The 19,565-nt window shown below is 65.0% G+C and carries 9 protein-coding genes; 1 reads left to right on the top strand and 8 read right to left on the bottom strand.

The annotated features are described in order from the left end of the window. Positions 1-12: 12 nt before the first annotated feature. Positions 13-3,009 (bottom strand): SusC/RagA family TonB-linked outer membrane protein, encoded by a 2,997-nt coding sequence (locus LJ737_RS24300; RefSeq protein WP_227769367.1) that lies wholly within the window; start codon positions 3,007-3,009, stop codon positions 13-15. A 67-nt stretch (positions 3,010-3,076) separates the two neighbouring features. Continuing rightward, the gene (locus LJ737_RS24295; protein ID WP_227769366.1) at positions 3,077-4,747 is read right to left on the bottom strand and encodes a fucose isomerase; all 1,671 of its coding nucleotides are present in this window, start codon (positions 4,745-4,747) and stop codon (positions 3,077-3,079) included. 663 nt (positions 4,748-5,410) lie between these two features. On the opposite strand from LJ737_RS24295, the gene LJ737_RS24290 reads away from it, so the two are divergent. After that, complete coding sequence (locus LJ737_RS24290; protein WP_227769365.1) at positions 5,411-6,304, top strand: AraC family transcriptional regulator; 894 nt, start codon at positions 5,411-5,413, stop codon at positions 6,302-6,304. Positions 6,305-6,692: 388 nt separating this feature from the next. Here LJ737_RS24290 and LJ737_RS24285 read toward each other — a convergent pair whose 3' ends face one another. From LJ737_RS24285 to LJ737_RS24260, 6 genes are all read right to left on the bottom strand, one after another. Continuing rightward, entirely contained in the window at positions 6,693-7,619 is a 927-nt protein-coding gene (locus LJ737_RS24285; protein WP_227769364.1) for a dihydrodipicolinate synthase family protein, read from the bottom strand. 78 nt (positions 7,620-7,697) lie between these two features. Further along, a complete protein-coding gene (locus LJ737_RS24280) occupies positions 7,698-9,293 on the bottom strand; it encodes a sodium:solute symporter family protein (protein WP_227769363.1) in 1,596 nt (531 codons plus the stop codon). A 319-nt stretch (positions 9,294-9,612) separates the two neighbouring features. Then, the gene (locus LJ737_RS24275; RefSeq protein WP_227769362.1) at positions 9,613-13,176 is read right to left on the bottom strand and encodes a malectin domain-containing carbohydrate-binding protein; all 3,564 of its coding nucleotides are present in this window, start codon (positions 13,174-13,176) and stop codon (positions 9,613-9,615) included. Between the two features lie 30 nt (positions 13,177-13,206). Further along, positions 13,207-16,011, bottom strand: coding sequence for a glycoside hydrolase family 95 protein (locus tag LJ737_RS24270; protein WP_227769361.1), 2,805 nt, complete (start codon positions 16,009-16,011; stop codon positions 13,207-13,209). A gap of 44 nt (positions 16,012-16,055) precedes the next feature. Then, on the bottom strand, positions 16,056-17,666 hold the full coding sequence (locus tag LJ737_RS24265) for a glycoside hydrolase family 28 protein (RefSeq protein WP_227769360.1): 1,611 nt from the start codon (positions 17,664-17,666) through the stop codon (positions 16,056-16,058). Between the two features lie 236 nt (positions 17,667-17,902). Next, positions 17,903-19,462, bottom strand: coding sequence for an MGH1-like glycoside hydrolase domain-containing protein (locus tag LJ737_RS24260; protein WP_227769359.1), 1,560 nt, complete (start codon positions 19,460-19,462; stop codon positions 17,903-17,905). Between the last annotated feature and the right edge of the window lie 103 nt (positions 19,463-19,565).

Below are 19,565 nucleotides of genomic sequence, written 5' to 3'. Positions count from 1 at the left end.
TCTGGTCAGAGGTTAGAAGCCCACGTTCAGGCCCACCACGTAGGCGCGGTTCAGCGGCCGGTCAATCACGCCCTCGCCCTCGGGGTCGAAGTCCTTGATGTTGCTGACGGTATAGAGGTTGCGGCCCGATACGTACACGCGCACGTTGTCGATTTTGGCCCGGCCCACCACGCTTTTCGGAATGGTGTAGCCCAAGGTCACGTTGCGCACCTTGGCCCAGGAAGCCTCGCGCTCGGTCAGGGTGGTGATGTAGCTCAGCGTGCGGGTGGCGTGCGGGCGCGGGTAGTCGTTGGTGGGGTTTTCCGGCGTCCAGTAGTCCACGATGGCGCCGTTGGAGCTGCCGCTGCGCGAGTACTTGGCGTAGTAGTCGGAGCTGATCCACTGGCCCACGCGGGCCACTAGCAGCACGTTCAAATCGAAGCCCTTGTAGCGCACGTCGTTGCTCAGGCCGCCCGTCCACTTGGGCACCCGCGAGCCGATGATGGTGCGGTCGGCGGCGGTGATTTTGCCGTCGGGCACGCCGTCGGGGCCCGAGAGGTCGGCCACCTTGATGTCGCCGGGAATAAACTGCCCGGGCGTGCCGTAGGAGTTGGCTTCGGCTTCCTCGCCAAGCTGCCAGATGCCGATTTTCTTGTAGTCGTAGTACACCTGCGAGGGCTGCCCCACGATGAGCGAGTTGCGGTAGTCGTCGGCAATGACGTCGCCGTTGGGCAGCTCCACGATGGTTTCGCGGTTGCGGGCGTAGGTCAGCGTGGTCGACCACGACAGGCTCTCGTTGCGCAGGTTTTGCGAGGTCACCGACACTTCCCAGCCGCGGTTGCGGGTCTGGCCGATGTTGCGGTTTACCGTCGTCACGCCCGTGAAGGCGGCCAAGTTCAGGGGAAAAATCAGGTCCTTGGTCTTCGCGTCGTAGTAGTCGACGGTGCCGGTGATGCGGTTATCGAGTACGCCGAAGTCCACCCCGAAGTCGGTGGTGTAGGTTTTTTCCCAACCCAAGTCCTGGTTGCCGATGAGACCGGACACGGTATAGGTGGGTGCGGCCGTGGTTTCGTTCCAGGAAAACGGCGTGTTGGTCAGCGAGTTCTGCGTACCATAGGCGTTAATGGCGTCGTTGCCCGACACGCCGTAGCTGCCGCGCAGCTTCAGCTCGGTCAGGAACTTGAAGCGCTGCATAAACGACTCGTCGACGATGCGCCAGCCCAGGCCCACCGAGGGAAAATAGTCCCACTTATGGTCCCGTCCCAGCTTGGAAGAGGCGTCGCCGCGGGTGGTGGCGGTGAGCAGGTAGCGGCCCTTCCAGGCGTAGTTCACGCGCCCGGCAAAGGAAATCAGATCGTTGCGCACATAACCCGAACCGAAAAACGGGTTCTGGTTGGCCGCCCCCAGGTTGTAGAACGACTGCGAGGGCAGTACCTGGTTCTGGCCGCCCGCGAAGCTGCTGGTGTTGACGAACGAGAGGTTGCTGGCCACGCCGGTGAGCGTGAGGGAATGGTCGCCGATTTCCTTTTTGTAGGTCAGCACGTTTTCCCAGCTCAGGTTGCGGTTCTGGTTGTTGGTGATGGAGGCCTGGGAGCGGTTGCCGGCCCCGTCGATGGTATTCACCCCGAAGAAGTTGCCGGCCTCCGAGGTGGCGTAGTTGGCCGCGAAGGTGGAGCGCAGGCTCAGCCCGTCGAGCGGCGTCAGCTCCACGTAGGCGGCGGCAGTGAGGCGGTTGGTCTTGGTGTTGCGGTCGTACACGCCGGGCTGCTCGTCGGCCAGCGGGTTGATTTGGGTGCTGCCCAGCAGGCGGAAGATGAGCTTGCCCTCGTCGTCGTAGGCGCGGCCCAAGGGCACGGCCTGCGAGGCGAGGTTGAACGGGTCGCGGCGGATGTCGTTGTTGATGTAAGCCAGCTGCGTCTGCACGCCCACTTTCAGCCACTTGTTCACCGTCTGGTCGATGTTGGCGCGGGTGGTGTAGCGCTTGAAGCGGTCCAGTTTCATCAGGCCCTTCTCGTCGTAGTAGCCCAGCGAGAAGTACACCTTGGTATTTTCCGAGCCGCCCGAGAGGCCCACCTGGTAGTTTTGCTGCATGCCATGGTGCAGCAGCTGGTCGGGCCAGTTGATGTACTGCTGGTTCTGAATGGCGTCCAGCTGGGCCGGGCTGAAGGCCACCGCGTCGTCGGCGGGCGAGTTCCAGGTGCCGGCGGCGCGGAAGGCCTCGCGGCGGAAATCCACCCACTGCGGGCCGCTCATAAACTCGCCGTAGCCGGCCACCTTGGTCACGCCCGAGTAGGCGTTGAAGGTGATTTTGGGCTTGCCGGTGCTCCCGCGCTTGGTGGTGATGATGATGACCCCGTTGGCCCCGCGCGAGCCGTAGATGGCCGTCGAGGAGGCGTCCTTGAGCACCTCGATGCTCTGCACGTCGTTCGGGTCGATGTCGGCCGCGTTGACGTTCTGCACCCCGTCGACGATGTAGAGCACGTTGTTGGAGGAGCCCGGGTTGGAAATCGAGCGGTTGCCGCGGATGCGGATGCTGGCGCCCTGGCCCGCGTAGCCGTTGGCGCGGGTGATGTCGGCGCCCGGAATTTTGCCCTGCAGGGCCTCGGTGATGGTCGTCACCGGCAGCTTGGTCACCTCCTCCCCTTTCACCGACGTCACGGCGCCGGTCAGGTCGCGCTTTTTCACCGTGCCGTAGCCGATGACGACCACGTCGTTGAGCGAGGCCGTTTCGGGGGCGAGCTTGATTTTAACGCGCGGCTGGTCGGGGCGCACGGTCACTTCCTGCTTGGCGTAGCCCAGGTAGGAAATGACCAAGGTCACGTCCTGCTTGTCGGGCACCTGCACCGTGAAGTTGCCGTCGGCATCGGTGGTGGCGCCGTTGGTGGTGCCCTTCACGAGCACGGTCACGCCCGGCAGCGCCTCGGCCTTGTCGGCCCCGACGACCTGGCCGGTAACGGAGCGTGTCTGGGCCTGGGCGGCCACCGACACGAGCAGCAGCGAAGCGGCTGCCAGCGAGGGAAATGGTTTCATTGGCTGGGGAGTGCGAATAGGTGAGGGAGGGAACGGTGTGGTGGCGGAGCGGCGGGCGGCAGCCCGGTTAGCTGGTCAGTTCGGCCAGCTCGATATCCTGGGGCACGGCGCGGGGCGCGAGGCCTTCCACGGCGCCGCAGAAGTGCACCTGCAGGCCCATTTCGGCCAGCGCAGCAGCTTTGATGCGGCAGGCGGCGTGCGCCTGGGCTTCCGAGTCGCAGTACACTACTTGGATGTGGTTGGCCTTGTGGCGGCCCATCATCTGGGCCTGCGTCACGCCCTTCAGGGTGGCGTGCATGATGGGCCACTGCGGGGTGGTTTCCTGCCAGCGGCGCTGGGTTTCGGCTTCGGGCAGCTGCACGGCCTGGCCCACGCCCAGGTCGCAGTGCAGCTGATTGTCCTGCACGTACACCCGGCTCCAGACGATAGCGCCCGGCCGGCTCACGCCCTTCAGGCTGCCCCCGCCGAGGCGGAAGTACATGGGCGGCTGCCGCTCGGAGCTGGCGCCCCGGTAGCCGCCCTCGAAGTGGGCCGGCGGGGCCGCCCCCGAAATCAGAAACACCCACACGAACTCCTCGCCCGCACCGGTGTTGAAGTTCTGGCCCCAGCGCAAGTCGTGGAGGGTGGTTTCGCCCGAGAGGCCCAGCTCCTGCCACAGCCCGTAGGTGAGCAGCGCGTCGAGGCCGGCGCACTCGTCCACTTCATTAAAGTGCGGCAGCGCCTGGCCGGCATACAGCTCGCGGCCGTCCGTCGCGTACACCGGCGGGCGGTCTTGGTTGTTAAGCAGCCCCTCCACCAGGTCGCTGGCGGGCACCAGGTCCTTGAGGCCCTGCTGGTACTGAATGCCGATGGTGGCGCAGCCGAACTCGTCGGCCAGGCGCACGGCGGCCACGTACATCTTGCACTGCTCCAGGGTCTGGGCCTCGGTCAGCTCGATGGCTTCGTCGGTGCCCCAGTTAAAGGTCATGCCCTTGGCCAGCAGCCAGTCGAGCACCGCGCGGGCTTCCTGGTCGGTGACGGTGCGCATGGCCGCGTAGAGCGTCGACTGGCTCAGGCGCTCCTTAAAGAGGCCGGTGGCGTGCAGCAGCTCGTCGGGCACGATGGCGTTGTACATGCCCATGCAACCCTCGTCGAACACGCCCATGATGGCTTTGTCCTGGCGCAGCTTGCGGCCGTAGGCGCGGCCCTGCTGCTCCTCGGCGGCGGGCAGCTGCACGGCGCGCAGGCTGCGCACGTGGCTGCGGTCGTGCTCGGTGCTGCCCGTGGCGAGCCACTGGCGCAGGCCCTGCTCGAAGTATTCATCTGTAAAATCCTCGCTCCAGAGCGTGCTGTACTTCACGCCGGCTTTGGTGAGGCAGCCGTTGAGGTTGAGCATGCCCACCAGCCCGGGCCACTGCCCGCTCCAGTTGGCCACCGTCAGGATGGGGCCGCGGTGGGTGGTCAGGCCGGCCAGCACGTGGTGCGAGTACTGCCACACGCTTTCGGCCACGATGAGGGGCTGGTGCGGGTCGAGGCCGCGAAACACTTCCATGCCCATCTTCTGCGAGTCGAGGAAGCCGTGGCGCTTCTCGGGGTCGTAGGCGTGGGCGCGGCGCACCGCGTAGCCCTGCCGGGCCAGGGCCGCGGTCAGCTGTTCTTCCATGGCTTGCTGGGCGGCCCAGCAGTCTTGGTTAGCGGCCAGGCGCAGGTCGCCGCTGGCGAGCAGGAGGACTTCGTTCGGGGGAAAGTTCGGGGCCACGTCGAAGGGGCTTGAGGTGGGGAAATGCCGGCGAGCAAACCGCGGCGGCGGCGGCCCAAACCGGAGACGCGGGCCACGCGGGCCCGCGAGCCTGCGGCAGCGGCAGACTTCAATGGCAAATATGCGGGCCGCCCGTTCCGCCCCCCTCCCGGTTATTATCTACTTAGTGTAGGATGTTAGCACGGCCCCGTTTCGGGTTCCGGAATCCCGGACAGTCCGCCCCGGCCGACCCAAACCGGGCGGCGGCCCGAGCGCCACTGCCCGGGATTCCGGAACCCGAAAACGATTTAGGAAACCGCCCAAAACTGGCTGCGCTCAGCGCATTATCGGCCCGTAGGCGCTGCGTGGGCAACAAACCCACATGAAGAAAAAGTTAAGCGGGCAGTACTCTACAGGAGAGTATGGCCCGCGGCACCCAATACTTTAGTGAGTACGCACTAACCCGCAGCACCCGTTTGCCCCGGCGGCAAGCCGCTCACGGGGCAGGATAACATCCTAGAGTGCGGCGCCGGAACCGCCGGCGCCTTCCCGCAGTCCAACTTCCCTGCTTAGAACGTTCCCATTCTGGCGGCGCCCACTCGCCGTTTCCCACCTGACCAGGGCCGGTGCTTCCCACTCCCGGCCTGCCGAATGCTCACCCAGACCGCTCACCCGCCTTCCCACATGAAAGCCCACTTTCACAAAATTCCGATCAGCTCGCAGAACTCCTTCAGCATCCGCCACGACGTGAAGCCGAACTTCGGCACCATCTGGCACTACCACCCCGAGCTGGAGCTGCACTACGTGATTCAGGGCGAGGGCGTGCGCCTGATCGGCGACAACATCAGCAACTTCTCGGCCGGCGAAATCGTGCTGCTGGGCCAAAACCTGCCCCACACCTGGCGCTGCCGCGAGGAGTACTTCCAGAACGACCCGGAGCTGGAAGTCGAGGCCATCGTAATTCAGTTCATGCCCGAGTGCCTAGGCCGCTACCTGCTCGGCCTGCCCGAGGCCTACCTGGTGCCCAAGCTGTTCGAAAAGGCCAAGAGCGGCCTGCTCATTACCGGCGCCGCCCGCGAGCAGCTGGCCCCCCTGATGCGCCGCGCCGTGGAAGCCACCGACCTGGACCGCATCATCATCTTCCTCTCCATTCTCAAGATTCTCTCGGAGACCAACGAGGTCGAAACCATTGCCTCCAAGCACCACGCCTTCACGCAGTCGAATGAGTCGGACACGATGCGCATCAACAAGGTGTGCAACTACACGCTCTCGAACTACAAAAACGAAATCACGCTGGAAGAGGTAGCCTCCATTAGCAACCTGAGTGTCACCTCGTTCTGCCGCTACTTCAAGCTGATTACGAAGAAGACCTACTACGACTTCCTCATCGAAATCCGCATCAGCCAGGCCTGCCGTTTGCTCATCGAAGACAAGCTGCCCACGGAGGTCATCTGCTTCGACTGCGGCTTCAACAACGTGTCGAACTTCTACCGGCACTTCAAGAAAATCACCAAGATGACGCCCCTGGAGTACAAGCGCAAGTACCTGCGCAACTACAAGGAACTGGTGGCGGCGTAAGGGCGCTGCTTCGCCTTGCCCCCCGGCCCCGTCTCCGAAAATGGAGAGGGGTCAGCAGCGGCTCACCCCGCAGTCATTGCGAGCGAAGCGCGGCAATCGTTCCGCTCGCGGCACGACGCTGCAATTAGACACTGACCGAAAACGGCACCGCCCGAGACCCGAGTTGCAGGTTTCGGGCGGTGCCGTTTTCAGCTTCTGCCAGTTGCGCCGGCGGTGCTACTAGAGGAACGATTGCCGCGCTTCGCTCGCAATGACAACAGGGTGCTACCCGTGCCATTCGTTGGTTCTTCTGGCAATGACGGCCGGGGTATCACCGTAGCCCAAAATCGTCCGGCTCCCCCTCTGCTTTTTCGGAAACGGGGCCGGGGGGCAAGGCGAAGCGGCGCCCCTACGCTGCCCACTCCAGCTCCTTGCGCAGGTTGCTGTAGTCGAGGCAGAGGGTTTCCACGCCCTTGCGCACGCTGCTGGACAAGGTGCCCACTTTGCGGCGGGTGAAGGTGGAAATGTCGATGCCGCGCTGCTTGAGGGAGTACTTGGCCACGATGGGGTACACGTTGTGCATCACGCCCATGTTGCGCACGAAAAACCGCTGCACCTCGGCCACTTCGGTCGTCAGGTAAGGGTTGTCGTAGTTGTTGCAGAGCCACACGATGAGCTCGGGGAAGAAGTTGCCCTGAATGCAGGACAGCCCGGCCGCCCCGGCTTTCAAGGACTCCACCGCGTGCACCATGTAGGCGTCGTAGAGGCCGAAATTGTGGCCTTCCACGGCGGCCAGCTTTTCCCGAATCTGGTTGATGTCGAGGCAGGTGTCCTTGTGGTAGATGACGCGGCCGGTGCCCACGAACTGCCGCAGCTGCTCGGCCGAGAGCAGGCGCTTGTAGGGCTCGGGGCATTCGTAGAAGCCCATCGGAATGCCCGCGGTCCAGTCGAGCAGGCGCATCACCCGCTCGTTGAACACGGCGTCGGATTCCTGCTGCGTGGCCAGCAAACCGGTAATGGCAATGACGGCCTCGGTGCCGGCCTCGTACACTTTCTTGACGAAATCGGCCTGCTCCACCAGCGAGCCGGCAAAGGTGCCGGTGGCCACCACGGGCACCGCCCCGTCGACCACGTCGACCACGTGGCGGATGGTTTGCAGGCGCTCCTCGGCGCTGAGCTCGAACATCTCGCTCGAGAGGCAGTTGGCAAACAAACCGGCGGCGCCGGCCTTTAAGTACAACTCCGTCAGGCGCGTAAGCGCCGGGTAATCGACTTGCCCGTCGCTCTGAAAAGGCGTGAGCATAACCGGGATAAATCCCTTGCGCGATTTTTCCATCTCCTTGGGTCCAGACTTATGAGGGTCGGTCGGCATGGCGCAGCCGGCCGGGTTGGGGTTACAGTAGAGGTTGGCCGGCTAGACCACCGAGTGGCGGGCCGGCGTCGGGGTTTCTTGGGAATATTTATGGCGGCGCAGCCTGCTCAGCAGCAAGCCCACCAGGAAAATCGTGAGCGTACCCACGACGATAATCATGCTCTTGTGCAACGGGTTGCGAAACGCGGCCAGCTCCTCGGGCAGCTTGCCGGAAAAGGTCATCCACAGAATCACCAGCACGCCGATGATGGTGGCCGTCAGCGCCTCCGCGTTGCGCGTCTGCCGGCCGATGACGCCGAGCAGGAACAAACCCAGCATGCCGGCGGCGAAGATGCCCGACAGCTCCCACCACACGTCCAGCACGCTCTTGACGCCAATCATGGCAATGCCCACGCCCATGCCGGCCAGGCCCACCACCACGGTGCCGAGGTGGAGCAGGCGCAGCATGCCGCGGCCGTCGAGGTCGGGCTTGAAGTAGCGCTGGTAGATATCGGCGGTGAAGACGGTGGCCGAGGCGTTCATGCCCGAGCTGATGGTGCTCATGGCCGCCGACAGGATGGCCGAGACAATCAGCCCGACGAAGCCCGCCGGAATCTTGGTCACCATGAAGTGCGGCATGACTTTGTCGCCGTAGTCGGCCGGGGCCAACTGGGCGGCGGCTTGGCTGATCTGGGCGGCCGTGGCGGTCAGGGGCAGCTTTTCGGCGGCCACTTTCAGCTTCACCGCTTCGATTAGTTCGGGGTGCACTTGGTAGTAGGCAAACAGGGCCGAACCGATGACGAAGAAGAGCAGCGAGGCCGGCACGTACAGCCAGACGCACAGCCAGATGGACTTGGAGGCCTGCTGGGCCGACGCCGCCGTGTGGTAGCGCTGCACGTAGTTTTGGTCGACGCCGAAGTTGTTCAGGTTGATGAAGAAGCCGTAGAGCAGCACCACCCAGAAAGTCGACTGCGTGAAGTCGGGCGCGAAGCCGCCCAGGCTGAACTTGCCGTGCTGCTCGCCGATGCGCACCACGTCGGCCACGCCGTTGGGCAGGTTATCGACGACCAGGTATAGAATCAGGCCGGCGCCGAAGGTCTTGATGACGCCCTGCACCACCTCCGTCCAGATAACGGCCTCGATGCCGCCGAGCACGGTGTAGACGATGATGCAGATGCCGGTGATGAGCATAATCAGCTCCATCGAAAAGCCCGTCAGCGCCTGCAACGTGAGGGCAATGCCGAAAAATATGGAGCCGATGCGGGCCAACTGCGTGAGCAGAAAGCAGATAACGGCGTAGGTGCGGGCCCAGCTGCCGAAGCGGTGCTCCAGGTGGGTGTAGGCCGATATTTCGCCGGTGCTACGGTAAAATGGTACAAAGTAGCGGGCCGCCACCCAGGCCGCCAGCGGCATGGACAGGCTGAAGACAAAGGCGTTCCAGTTGGTGCCAAACGCCTTGCCGGGCACGCCCAGAAAGGTGTTGCTGCTCAGGAACGTCGCGTAGATGGACAGGCCAATGGCCCAGCCCGGAATCAGGCCCGAAGCGCTGGAATACTGCTCCGGATTGACGTTGCGGCGGGAAAAATACACTCCCACGGCCACCATACCTACCAGGTACAGGGCAATGATGACGAGGTCGAGGACGCGCAGATTGCTCATAATACAAGTTTGGGCAAAATGCCGCGAATCGGCGCTTGGCGAGGGGCTTGGTGACAGCTACAAATCTAGCTTCACGCTGAGCCCCTGCCGTGTATGATGTTCACCGAGTATTGTAGCATCTTGCCCTGCGCTTTTTGGGGCTGCGCGCCTACTACCAATGCTGGCCAGCAGCCCGCAATAAATTGCCCGTCATCCTGAGCGCAGCGCAGGCCCTCGTTACACCTGCACGAGCCGTTGTGACGGTTTTCGTGCTGACGTGGTAAGGTCCTTCGCTCTGCTCAGGATGACAGGGCCAAAATGGCTTCAGGTCCGCAAGTCCCTACTGCACATCTAGCCCGGACACGCTCAGGCCGGCCGCATCGGTGGTAGTGAGCTTGATGCGGTAGCTGCCGGCGTTGATCATGGTGCCGGTGGAGGAGGCCAGGTAGTTCCACTTGCCGGGCTTGGAGGGCACGAGTTCCACCGCTTCCTCGCGCAGCAAGGTGCCGTCGGCGGCCGATACCGTGAGCTTGCCGGTGAGCGGGCGCGGGAGCGGGTTGGCGTAGCGCAGGGTAAGCGAGTACACGTCGGCCACGCCGGTCTGAATGGTCCACTCCAGGGCGCCGGCAGCTTCCTTGAACGTCACGCTTTCCTTGGTATTCACCGTTTCGCGCACCAGGCCCGGGCCGCTGAGCCGGGCGGCGGCGGGCTTGTAGCCAACCACTGCTTTCAGGTCGTAGGCCGGCTCGATGTTGCTGGTGCGGGCCGCGGCCACCACGCTGGGCAGCGTGCCCGGCGCATCGGCGCCAAGGGCCACGGTGCTGCCGGCCGGGAAGCGGCGGCGGTACACGCGCATCGGCCGGGCGCCCTGCTCGTTGATGTCGAGCGTGGTTTTGGTGTCCTCGTAGTCCTTGAGCCAGGCGGGCCGGGCGGTTTGCCGGGCGTCGACGCCCACGTACACGTCGGCGGCCGTGGTCAGTTGCATGGAAACCGCGGCCTGGTCCTTCGCCGGATTCCGGGGCCGCCGCAGCCACTCCGCGCCGTACAGGGCCGAAGGCAGGGCGCTGAGCGTCGCCGGGGCGTCAGCGTACGGCTGCACGCCGGTATCCAGCCAGGTTTCGGCCGCCCACTGCGCGGTCTTCGCCGCCTCCGGTGCCGATACCTTGCCGATAACGGCCGGCGCCGCCGGGGCGGGCTGGAGACGGGCATCGGTGCTGGCAATTGCAATGGCTGAAATCAGCGCTTGCCCGGAAGCTACGTGCGGAAACGACAGCACCAGTTCGCCGCCGGTTACGCGAGCTTTCACGGTCTTTTTCAGGGCGCCGTCGTGGCCGGCTTCGCGCCAGATATCGAGGTCCTTGAGCACGGTTTTGCCGTTGAGGGCTGCGTCGAAGAGGCGCCAGCCGGCGCAGTCGAGCCCGCCGCCGGTGCCCAGCCAGGGCTCCGTGAAGTACAGCTCTACCTGGTACTCGCCGTCGGGCACCGGGAAGCGGTAGCGCAGCTTGTCGCGGCCGTAGCGGAACGTCTGAAACAGCGGCCAGTCACGGGTGCCGCGGATGGGGTCGAAGGTGCGGCGCTGGCTGGCGAAGAAGGGCGCCAGGCCGGGAAAATCATTGGTCCACGACTCCGAGCCCCAGGTACCGGGGCCGGTGCGGGGCTGATCGGCCGCCCAGCGCGAGCCGTGCTGGTCCACGTACTCGGGGCCGCCGCAGTTGACGCGGTAGAGGTAGTTCTGGCCCGCTTGCGGGGCCGTCAGCGGCGTTGTTTCCGCCAGTAGTTGGTCGAAGTGCGGTGCCTGGGGCAAGTGGTGCAGCACAATCACGTCCCGCGTCACCGGCTTGCCGGCCACGTAGCCCACGGCCTGCAGCACGTTGTAGCGCACGTCCACGCCGTCCCACTGAAAATGCGTGCCGAAGGCGCCGCGCGGCTTGCGGCCCAAGGACACCGCGTCCACGTCGTTGAACAGCTCCACTTCGTCGCAGTTGGAGTAGACGATGAGGCTGTCCTGCCGGCCCGGCTGCAGCCACCGGTCGGGCCAGGTGTGCGAGGCCAGGTACACCATCGGCTCGGTGTCCTTGGGCGCGTAGTGCGAGCGGAACATGTAAAACGCGTCGGTGGGCTCCTCCCAGGGCGTGAGCAGGCCTTTGTAGTTCACCGGGCCAATGCGGTCCAACTCGCGCTGGCCTTCCCCGCCCTGCACGCGGCCGGGGTTATCGTGCGAGGTCAGCAGCCAGAAGAAGTGGCCGGCGGTGCGGTCTTTGGCCGCTTCGGCCAGGCGCACTTTCAGCTGCATGAGCTGGGCAAACCGGTCTTCGCTGTAGGGCCCGCTGTTGATGGCCGGCGGCCCCGTGCGGTGCAGATCGAGGGTGCGCCAGGCGCCGTACTCGCCGATGAGCACCTGCCGCGCCACGTCGGCCCCGTACTGGTTCGGGTCGCCGCCGTAGGTGCCGGTCCAGTTCTGGGGCACGTCCCAGTCGGTGCCTTGCCCGCCGTTGCAGGTCGTCACTTTTCGCTCGCGCGAGGCCGTGGGGTCGAGCTGGCGGATGAGGGCAGTGCATTCCCGGGCGAAATCGGCGGGCAGGGTGCTTTCGTTTTCCAGGCCCCAGAGCACCACCGAAGGCGAGTTGCGCCGCTCCTTGACCCAGTCGACGAGCAGGGTTTTAAAGTTCTGGCGGAACGCGGGCGTATCGTACCAGACGTGGGCGGCCAGCTGCGGCCACCACAGCCAGCCCAGCGAATCCCAGTTGGCTTGGTAGCGCAGGTTGTGGGGCTGGTGGGCGTCGCGGAAGGCGTTGAAGCCGGCCGCCTTCATCTGTCCCACGCGGGTGCGAATCTGCTCGGGCGTAAACGCGTGGCTCTGGCCCAGCAGGTGCTCGTACTCGGCAATGCCGTTGATGAATACGGGCTGGCCGTTGAGTAGAAACTGCTTTTGCCCGGCCGCCGCGGCCTTGCCAATCGGCCAGCTGATCCAGCGGATGCCGTAGGGCGTGATTTGCTCGTCCAGCGCCTTTTTGCCGGCGCTAACGCGGGTAACCAGGCGGTACAGGTACGGATCGGCTATTGACCACAGGTGCGGCTGGCTGAGCACCGGCAATTGCTGCCGCAGTTCGGCCGTGGTGCCCGCCGCCAGCTTCTGCTTGCCGCTGACCTCGGCCACTACCCTGCCCTGCCGGTCCAGCAGCTGATGGCGCAACGTCAGCGTCTGGGCTTTCGAGCCGTAGTTTTTCAGCTCGGTCGTCACGTGGAGTCGGGCCGCCTGCGCTGTCAGCGTCGAGTCGGCCCAGACGTGCACGCCGAAGGGCTGAATGCGCACGGCGTGGGTGGTGACGAGCGTGACGGGCCGGAAGATGCCCAGCGGCTGGGAACCTTCCGAAAAGCCCCGCTCCTCGGAGCAGCCCCCGCACACCCAGGGCAGATCCTGAATGCCGGCGGGGTGGTCGGCGCGCACGGCCAGCACGTTGGGCTGCCCGTCGCGGCGCAGGGCTTCGGTCACGTCCAGGGTGAAGGTGGTGCGCCCCCCGGCGTGGGTGCCGACCGGCCTGCCGTTCAGCCAGACGGTGGCGTAGGAGCCCACGCCTTCGAAAAACAGGAAGCTGCGCTGCTCCTTGCCGGGCGCGGGCGCGGTGAAGGCAGTGCGGTACCAGGCGTAGCCGTGGCGGTTGCCGTGGCGCTGGCGGCGGTAGCCTTCGTAGGCGTCCCAGTTGTGGGGCACGGCCACGGCTTGCCAGCTTTGGTCGTTGAAGTCGGGCCGCTCGAAGCCGGCGTGCGCCTGCTGGTTTTTGTCGTCGGCCACGCTGCGCCAGCCGGTGAGCAGCGGCAATTCGGTGCGCAGCGCTGACGACTGCGCGTGGGCCGTCGTTGCAACAGCCAGGGCCAGCGCCAACAGTGGCAATATTCGACTCAAAATTACGCTTCGCATCTATCCGCGGCGGGGCTACTGCGGCTGCAGCGCCCCGTTGAGTTTGTAAGTGGTACCGGCTTTGGTGGCCAAACTGATTTTTTGCTCACCGTAGCGCACTTCGCAGGGGCGGCCGGCTTCCGATTTGATGTCTACCCCGGTGAGCTTGCCGGCCTGCCAGCGCACATTCACCACGAAGCCGCCGCGGGCGCGCAGGCCGCGTACCTCGCCCGCGGGCCAAGCCGTGGGCAGGGCGGGCAGCAGGTCGAGAGTACCGGCGTGGCTTTGCAGCAGCATTTCGGCCATGCCCGCGGCACCGCCGAAGTTGCCGTCGATCTGGAAGGGCGGGTGGGCGTCGAAGAGGTTGCGGTAGACGCCACCCCGCTCGCTGCCGCTGCCGTTTTCGGCCGGGGAAAGCAGAGTTTGTAGGATGCGCAGGGCGTGGTCCCCGTCGCGGAAGCGGGCCCACAGGTTGACTTTCCAGGCCAGGCTCCAGCCGGTGCCCTCGTCGCCGCGCTGCCCCAGCGAGGTTTGGGCTGCCTGGGTGAGCTTCTGATCGGCCCAGACGATGTCGGTGCCCGGAAACACGCCCCACAGGTGCGAGACGTGGCGGTGGGTGTCGGCCGGGTCGTCCTTGTCTTCCAGCCATTCCTGCAGCTGCCCGTGCCGGCCGATTTGGTTCGGAGCCAGCTGCCGGGCTTTGTCCGTGAGTTGCTGGCGCAGCTCGGCGTCCACGCCCAGTACTTCGGCGGCGGCGCCGGTGGTCTTGAACAGCTCCCGGATGATTTGGTGGTCCATGGTCGGGCCGGCCACCAGGCCGCCGTGCTCGGGCGAGTTGGAGGGCGTGCTGATCAGCCAGCCGGTGCGCTCGTCTTTCACCAGGAAGTCAAGGAAAAACTCGCTGGCTTGCTTGAGCACCGGGTACTGCCGGCGCAGAAAGGCCTGGTCTTGGGTGAACTGGTAATGCTCCCAGATGGGCTGGGTGAGCCAAGCCGCCCCCGTCACCCAGATGCCGTGGTTGGAGGCGTTGATGGGGGCCGTGCCGCGCCACAGGTCGGTGTTGTGGTGCAAGACCCAGCCGCGGGCGTTGTAGTGCGCCTGGGCGGTGACTTTGCCGGCTTCGGCGGCCTCGTCGATGAGCCCGAACAGCGGCGCCGTGCAGGCCGAGAGGCCGAGCAGCTCCGCCGGCCAGTAATTCATCTGCAGGTTGATGTTGGTGGTGTACTTGCTGCCCCAGGAGGGCGTCAAGGCCTCGTTCCACAGCCCCTGCAGGTTGGCCGGCTGCCCGCCTTGGCGCGACGAAGCAATCAGCAGATAGCGCCCGTACTGCTGGTAGAGGGCCAGCAGCGCGGGGTCGGCGGCGGGGCTGAACTTGAGAATCCGCTCGTCGGTGGGCAGCTGCTCGTTCGGCATGTGGCCCAGGTCGATGTGGTAGGCGTTGAACAGCGGCTGGTAGTCGCGCAGGTGTTCCTTGAACAGCTTGTCAAAGCTCTGGCCGCTGACGCCGCGCATGGCCTCGGCGGCGCGCCGGTCGGGGTCGGCGTTGGCGTGCAGGTAGTCCTCGAAGCTGGTGGCGGCCGTCAGGTACAAGGTCACCTCGTCGGCGCCTTCCACCCGAATCTGCTGGTCGGTTACCGTCACGCGGCCCTTTTTGGCGGCCACGCGCAAGTAGCTCACGCCGCGCAGCACCCCGTCGCGCACCTGCACGGCCAGGGCCAGCGTGTGGTCATCCACGCGGTAGCTGCGGCGCTGCTGGTGCGGGCTGTCAAAGCGGGCGGTAAAGCTCAGGCGGCCTTTCCCGGCCTGGATGCGTCCGACAATAGCATTTCGCGGGTAGCTGGCGAAGTACTCGCGAATAAACGGCACGCCGTCGCGCGTGTATTGCGTCAGCGCCTTGGCCTGGCCGATATCCAGCCGCCGCAGGTAGCTCGTAACGCTTTTGTGCTCCGGAAAGTCCAGCAGCACGTCACCGAAGGGCTGGTACGAAGCCTGGTAGCTCGGGGCCAGCGGCGGCTCCTGGTCCTGCACCCAGTACTGCCAGGCGGAGTTGAGTGCCACGCCGGTGGCCGGGTCGGCGCCCTCGGGGTAGGCCACGAACACCGGCTGCTGCTCCTTTACCCCGATCAGGCCGCCCTTGTCGTAGTAGTTCAGCACCTGAATCAGCACCTCGTTGCGGCCGGCCCGCAGCGCGGCGGCCGGCACGCGGTAACGGCGCTTCTTGGTGCTGCCTTCGTCGGTGCCCACCAGCTGGCCGTTGACGTAGGTCAGGTCCTGGTCGCGGATGCGGCCCAGGCTCAGCGTGAGGTCTTTGCCGGCCCAGGCGGCGGGTAGCTCGAAGCTGGTGCGAAACCACACGGCGCCGTCGAGGCCTTCGAGGCCGGCGGCTTCCCAGCCGTTGGGCGTGGGGATGCGGACGGGCTGCCAGCCGGTAGCGGCCAGGGCCTGCGGGGCGCTTACGGCCTTTATCTTCTGTAGCCAGGCGGCTTTTAGCGGCTCGTAGCCGTCTTCGTGGTCCCGCAGACCCATGAAGTGCTGCCCGGCCAGGGCTTCGGCCTCGGCCTGCTTGCCCTGGGCCAGCAAGGCGCGGATTTGCGGCAGGTACTGGGCGGCACCGGGGCGGGCGTAGGGGCGCGGGCGGCCGGTCCAGAGGGTGGTTTCGTTGAACTGCAGCCGCTCCTGCCCCACCCCGCCGTACACCATGGCGCCCAAGCGGCCGTTGCCGAGCGGCAGCGCGTCGGTCCACTTTTCGGCGGGCTTGGTGTACCACAGCGTCAGCGGCTGCTGGGCCGCGGCGGTGAGACCTGCGAATAAAGCGAGCAGTAGGACGAGCGGACGAAGCATTCGGAAGCAGGTGGTTTTAGCCCGCAACGGGCGCGAAGGTCGTTCTAACGGCGTTGTGCAGGAGTTGCCGCCGGCACTTCGGCAGCGGTAATTTCCACCGGCTGCTTTACTTCCTCGCCCTTGGCAACGGGCGTTTTCACCGCTTTCAAGTAGTTGTTTTGCAGCACGATGCCGCGGGTATCGGCGCCCTTGAGCTTGAGAAAGGTATCGGTACCCAGGGCCGGGAAGCAGTTGTACACGAAGGCCTCGGCCACGTTGCCCAGCTCCAGCAGCGCGGTGCCGGCCGGCACCGCGCCGCGCAGGCCGTCGAGACGGAGTTGCTGGGCGTTTTCGGCGCGCACGGCCGGCCCCATTTGCGTGTTGACCTGCACGTTGTGGAAGGCCACGTTACGCGCTTCGCGCACGGTGAAGCCCTGCTTGGCGTCGAGGTTCAGGTTGGAGAAGGTGACGTTTTCGATGGGCATTTCCGAGAGGCCGTTGAGCAGGCCGGCCTGGTTGCCCTCGGCGGTGATGTTGCTGAAGTGGATGTTGCGGAAGCGCGGGGTGCGCTCCGTCACGGGCTCGGGCTGGGAGTTGGCGTACTGCATGTCGAGCACGATGATCTGCTCCCGGATGTTTTTCATCACCACGTTATCCACGCGAATGTCTTCCACCACGCCGCCGCGGCCCCGGGCCGTTTTGATGCGGATGCCGCGGTCGGTGCCGTCGAACACGCAATTGCTGATGGTGATTTTCTTCACCCCGCCCGACATTTCCGAGCCGATAACCACCCCGCCGTGCCCCGAGAGCATGGTGCAGTTGGTGATGGTGTAGTTTTCGGCCGGCACGTTCATCTGCCGCCCCGCCCGGTCCTTGCCCGATTTGATGGTGATGCAGTCGTCGCCGACGCTGATGTGGCAGTCGGAGATGTGCACGTTGCGGCACGACTCGGGGTTGATGCCGTCAGTGTTCGGCGACTTGGGGTTGTTGATGGTCACGCCCGTCACCGTCACGTTGTCGCAGAACTCGGGGTTGACGGTCCAGAACGGGGAGTTGCGGATGGTAATGCCCTCGATGCGCACGTTCCGGCAGTACATGGGCTGGATGAAGGGCGGGCGCATGAAGCCGCGCTCAATCACGCCGGGCTGGTCGGGCTTGAGGATGTCCTTGTTGAGCCGAAAAAATTCCTGCTGCCACTTCGAGTCCTGGCTGGCCCGCGACTTGCCCTCCGCAAAATCCCACCACTTCTTGCCCTGCCCGTCGATGATGCCCCGGCCCTTGATGGTGATATTCTCGGCCTTGTAGGCGTAAAACAGCGGCGAGAAGCTGGTAATATCGATGCCCTCGTAGCGCGTGGGCACCATGGGCAGGTAGTCGTCGAAATTGTCGCTGAAGTAGAGCACTGCCCCCGCGTCAATGTCGATGGTGATGTTGCTCTTGAGGTGAATCGGACCGGTGCGGTACTTGCCCGCCGGGAAGTACACGGTGCCCCCGCCCGCCTTGCTGGCCGCCGCAATGGCCTTTTTGATGGCCTCGGTGCTGAGCTTGGTGCTGTCGTTGCGGGCGCCGTACTTGAGCACGTTATAGTACTGCTGGGCCTGGGCGGCCGAGGCGCCGAGGAGCACAAGCAGCAAGCAGCAGAGGCGGCGAAGCGCGGCGCGAGAGGTAAGATTCATGGTGAAAGTCAATGCAAAATGGCCGTCATGTCGAGCTTGTCGAGGCATCTCGCTGGATAGTATTGTCATGCGGAGCTTGCCGAAGCATCTCTACCGAACGATGGCAGAAAGGCGAGTCAACGAAGCGGTAGAGATGCTTCGGCAAGCTCCGCATGACGTTCTTTTTTCGGTTGGGCAACGAAGCACGCGAGATGTCTTGACAAGCTCGACAGGACGTTCTGGGTTTCCGTCCTGTACTACCCCGGCAGCTTGGCCGTCAGGCGCTGTAGCTTTTCCGCCCGCCCGATTTCCTTGCCGTCGGCAAACACGCGCAGGCCCTGGCCTTTGCCGTACTTCTGGCCGGTCCGGTCCCAAATGACGGTGAGCGTGCGGCCGTGGTAGCGCAGCTCGTCGAGGCAGAAGTAGTCCCACTGGCCCTCGGGCACCAGCGGAGCAATTTCCACCACGTTGTCGGCGCGCGGTTTCAGGCCCACCAGACCGGTGATGATGAGGTCGGCGAAGCCGGAGTGGTTGTAGTAGCTGCTGCGCGGGTTGTCGCCTTTCAGCCACTCGCCGTTCTTCTCGTCCTGGTACTCGCCGAGGTAGGGCTGGCCGTTCTTCTGGTGCGAGAGGGCGTATTTGCGCAGCTCGTCGTAGTACACCCGCCGGCTCATGCCGTCCTGGTGCTTGTACTCGGTGAGCAGGTTGGCCAGCCCTTTGAGCGTCTGGGTAGTGGCGAAGGGCCACACGGCCCCGTCCCACTCGCAGCCGTGGCCCGAGCCGTGGGTGCGGAAGCCGGGGGCGCGGCGCTCGGCGGTGGTCAGGCCCCAGGGCGCTTTGAAGCCGCCTTCGTCGGTGAGCTGCGCCCACTGCCGGGCGTACTTGGGCTTGTCGGCGGGCAGCGAGAAGTACCACGGAATGTAGCCCAGCTCCTCGCGCCACTCGCAGAGGCCGCCCTGCTCGTACTGCACCTTAAAAAACGCGTCCTTATCGTCCCAGAGCACGCGCTGCACGTCGGCGCGCAGCTGCTTGGCTTTGGCGGCGTACTTGCGCTGCAGGCTGTCGGTGCCGGTCAGCTTGGCCATTGCCGTCAGGGCTTTGGCGTTGCCGTACATGTAGCTGTTGATGGTCGGGCGCACGTTTTTCACCTTGCGCCCCCCGCTGATGGATTCCTCCATGGCGTCCTTCACGTCGTACTGCCAGAACAGCCGGTTGGGCAGCATGCGCTCCTTTTCCCAGAGGTGGTAGTCGGCATTCAGCGCGGGCAGCAGTTCCTGCACCAGCGGCTTGTTGGGCGTTACCAGGTAAAAGCTCCACACCGCATCCTGCAGCCAGCTGCTGAAGCCGTGCAGCCGCGGGGCCGTGCGCTTGGCGTCCACGTACAGCCAGAACTTGGTGTACTGCTCGATGTACTGCGGGTTGTGCAGCCAGCGGCCTTCGTAGATGTGGTGGCCCAGGGCGCTGCTGATGGTGTTGTGCGTGCCCGCGTGCTTCATCGGGGTGATGAACTCGGTGAACACGTAGCCGTCGGGCGTCTGCTTGAGGTGTTTGCGCAGGCACCACCAGCGGTAGTAATACGTGTGCTGCAGCGCCGAATCGGGGCACTCGAAGCGGGGCACCTGCTGACTGAGCCAGTCGGCCGCTTGAGCGTTGGGCACCAGGTTGATGACGTCTTCCTTATCCAGCTCGTTGAAGCGGGCTACGTCGGCGCGCAGCGTGGCGTCGCTGAGCACAAAGCCGGTTTGCGCCTGGGCGACAGTGGCGGTCAGCAGGCCGAGGGAAAGCAGAAGCGCGGCGGGGCGGGTGGAGAAGCTCATGCGGGTGGATTCGAATTCAGAAGCGGGCAGACGGTGCGGACAAACGACTTGAGCCCGCAGCGGACGCAGAGGCAACAACTTGTCACGTGTTACTCGTCCCCCA

This window comes from Hymenobacter sp. 15J16-1T3B (genome assembly GCF_020711235.1).
Lineage (GTDB): Bacteria > Bacteroidota > Bacteroidia > Cytophagales > Hymenobacteraceae > Solirubrum.
This window is presented reverse-complemented; position numbering and strand designations above follow the sequence as displayed.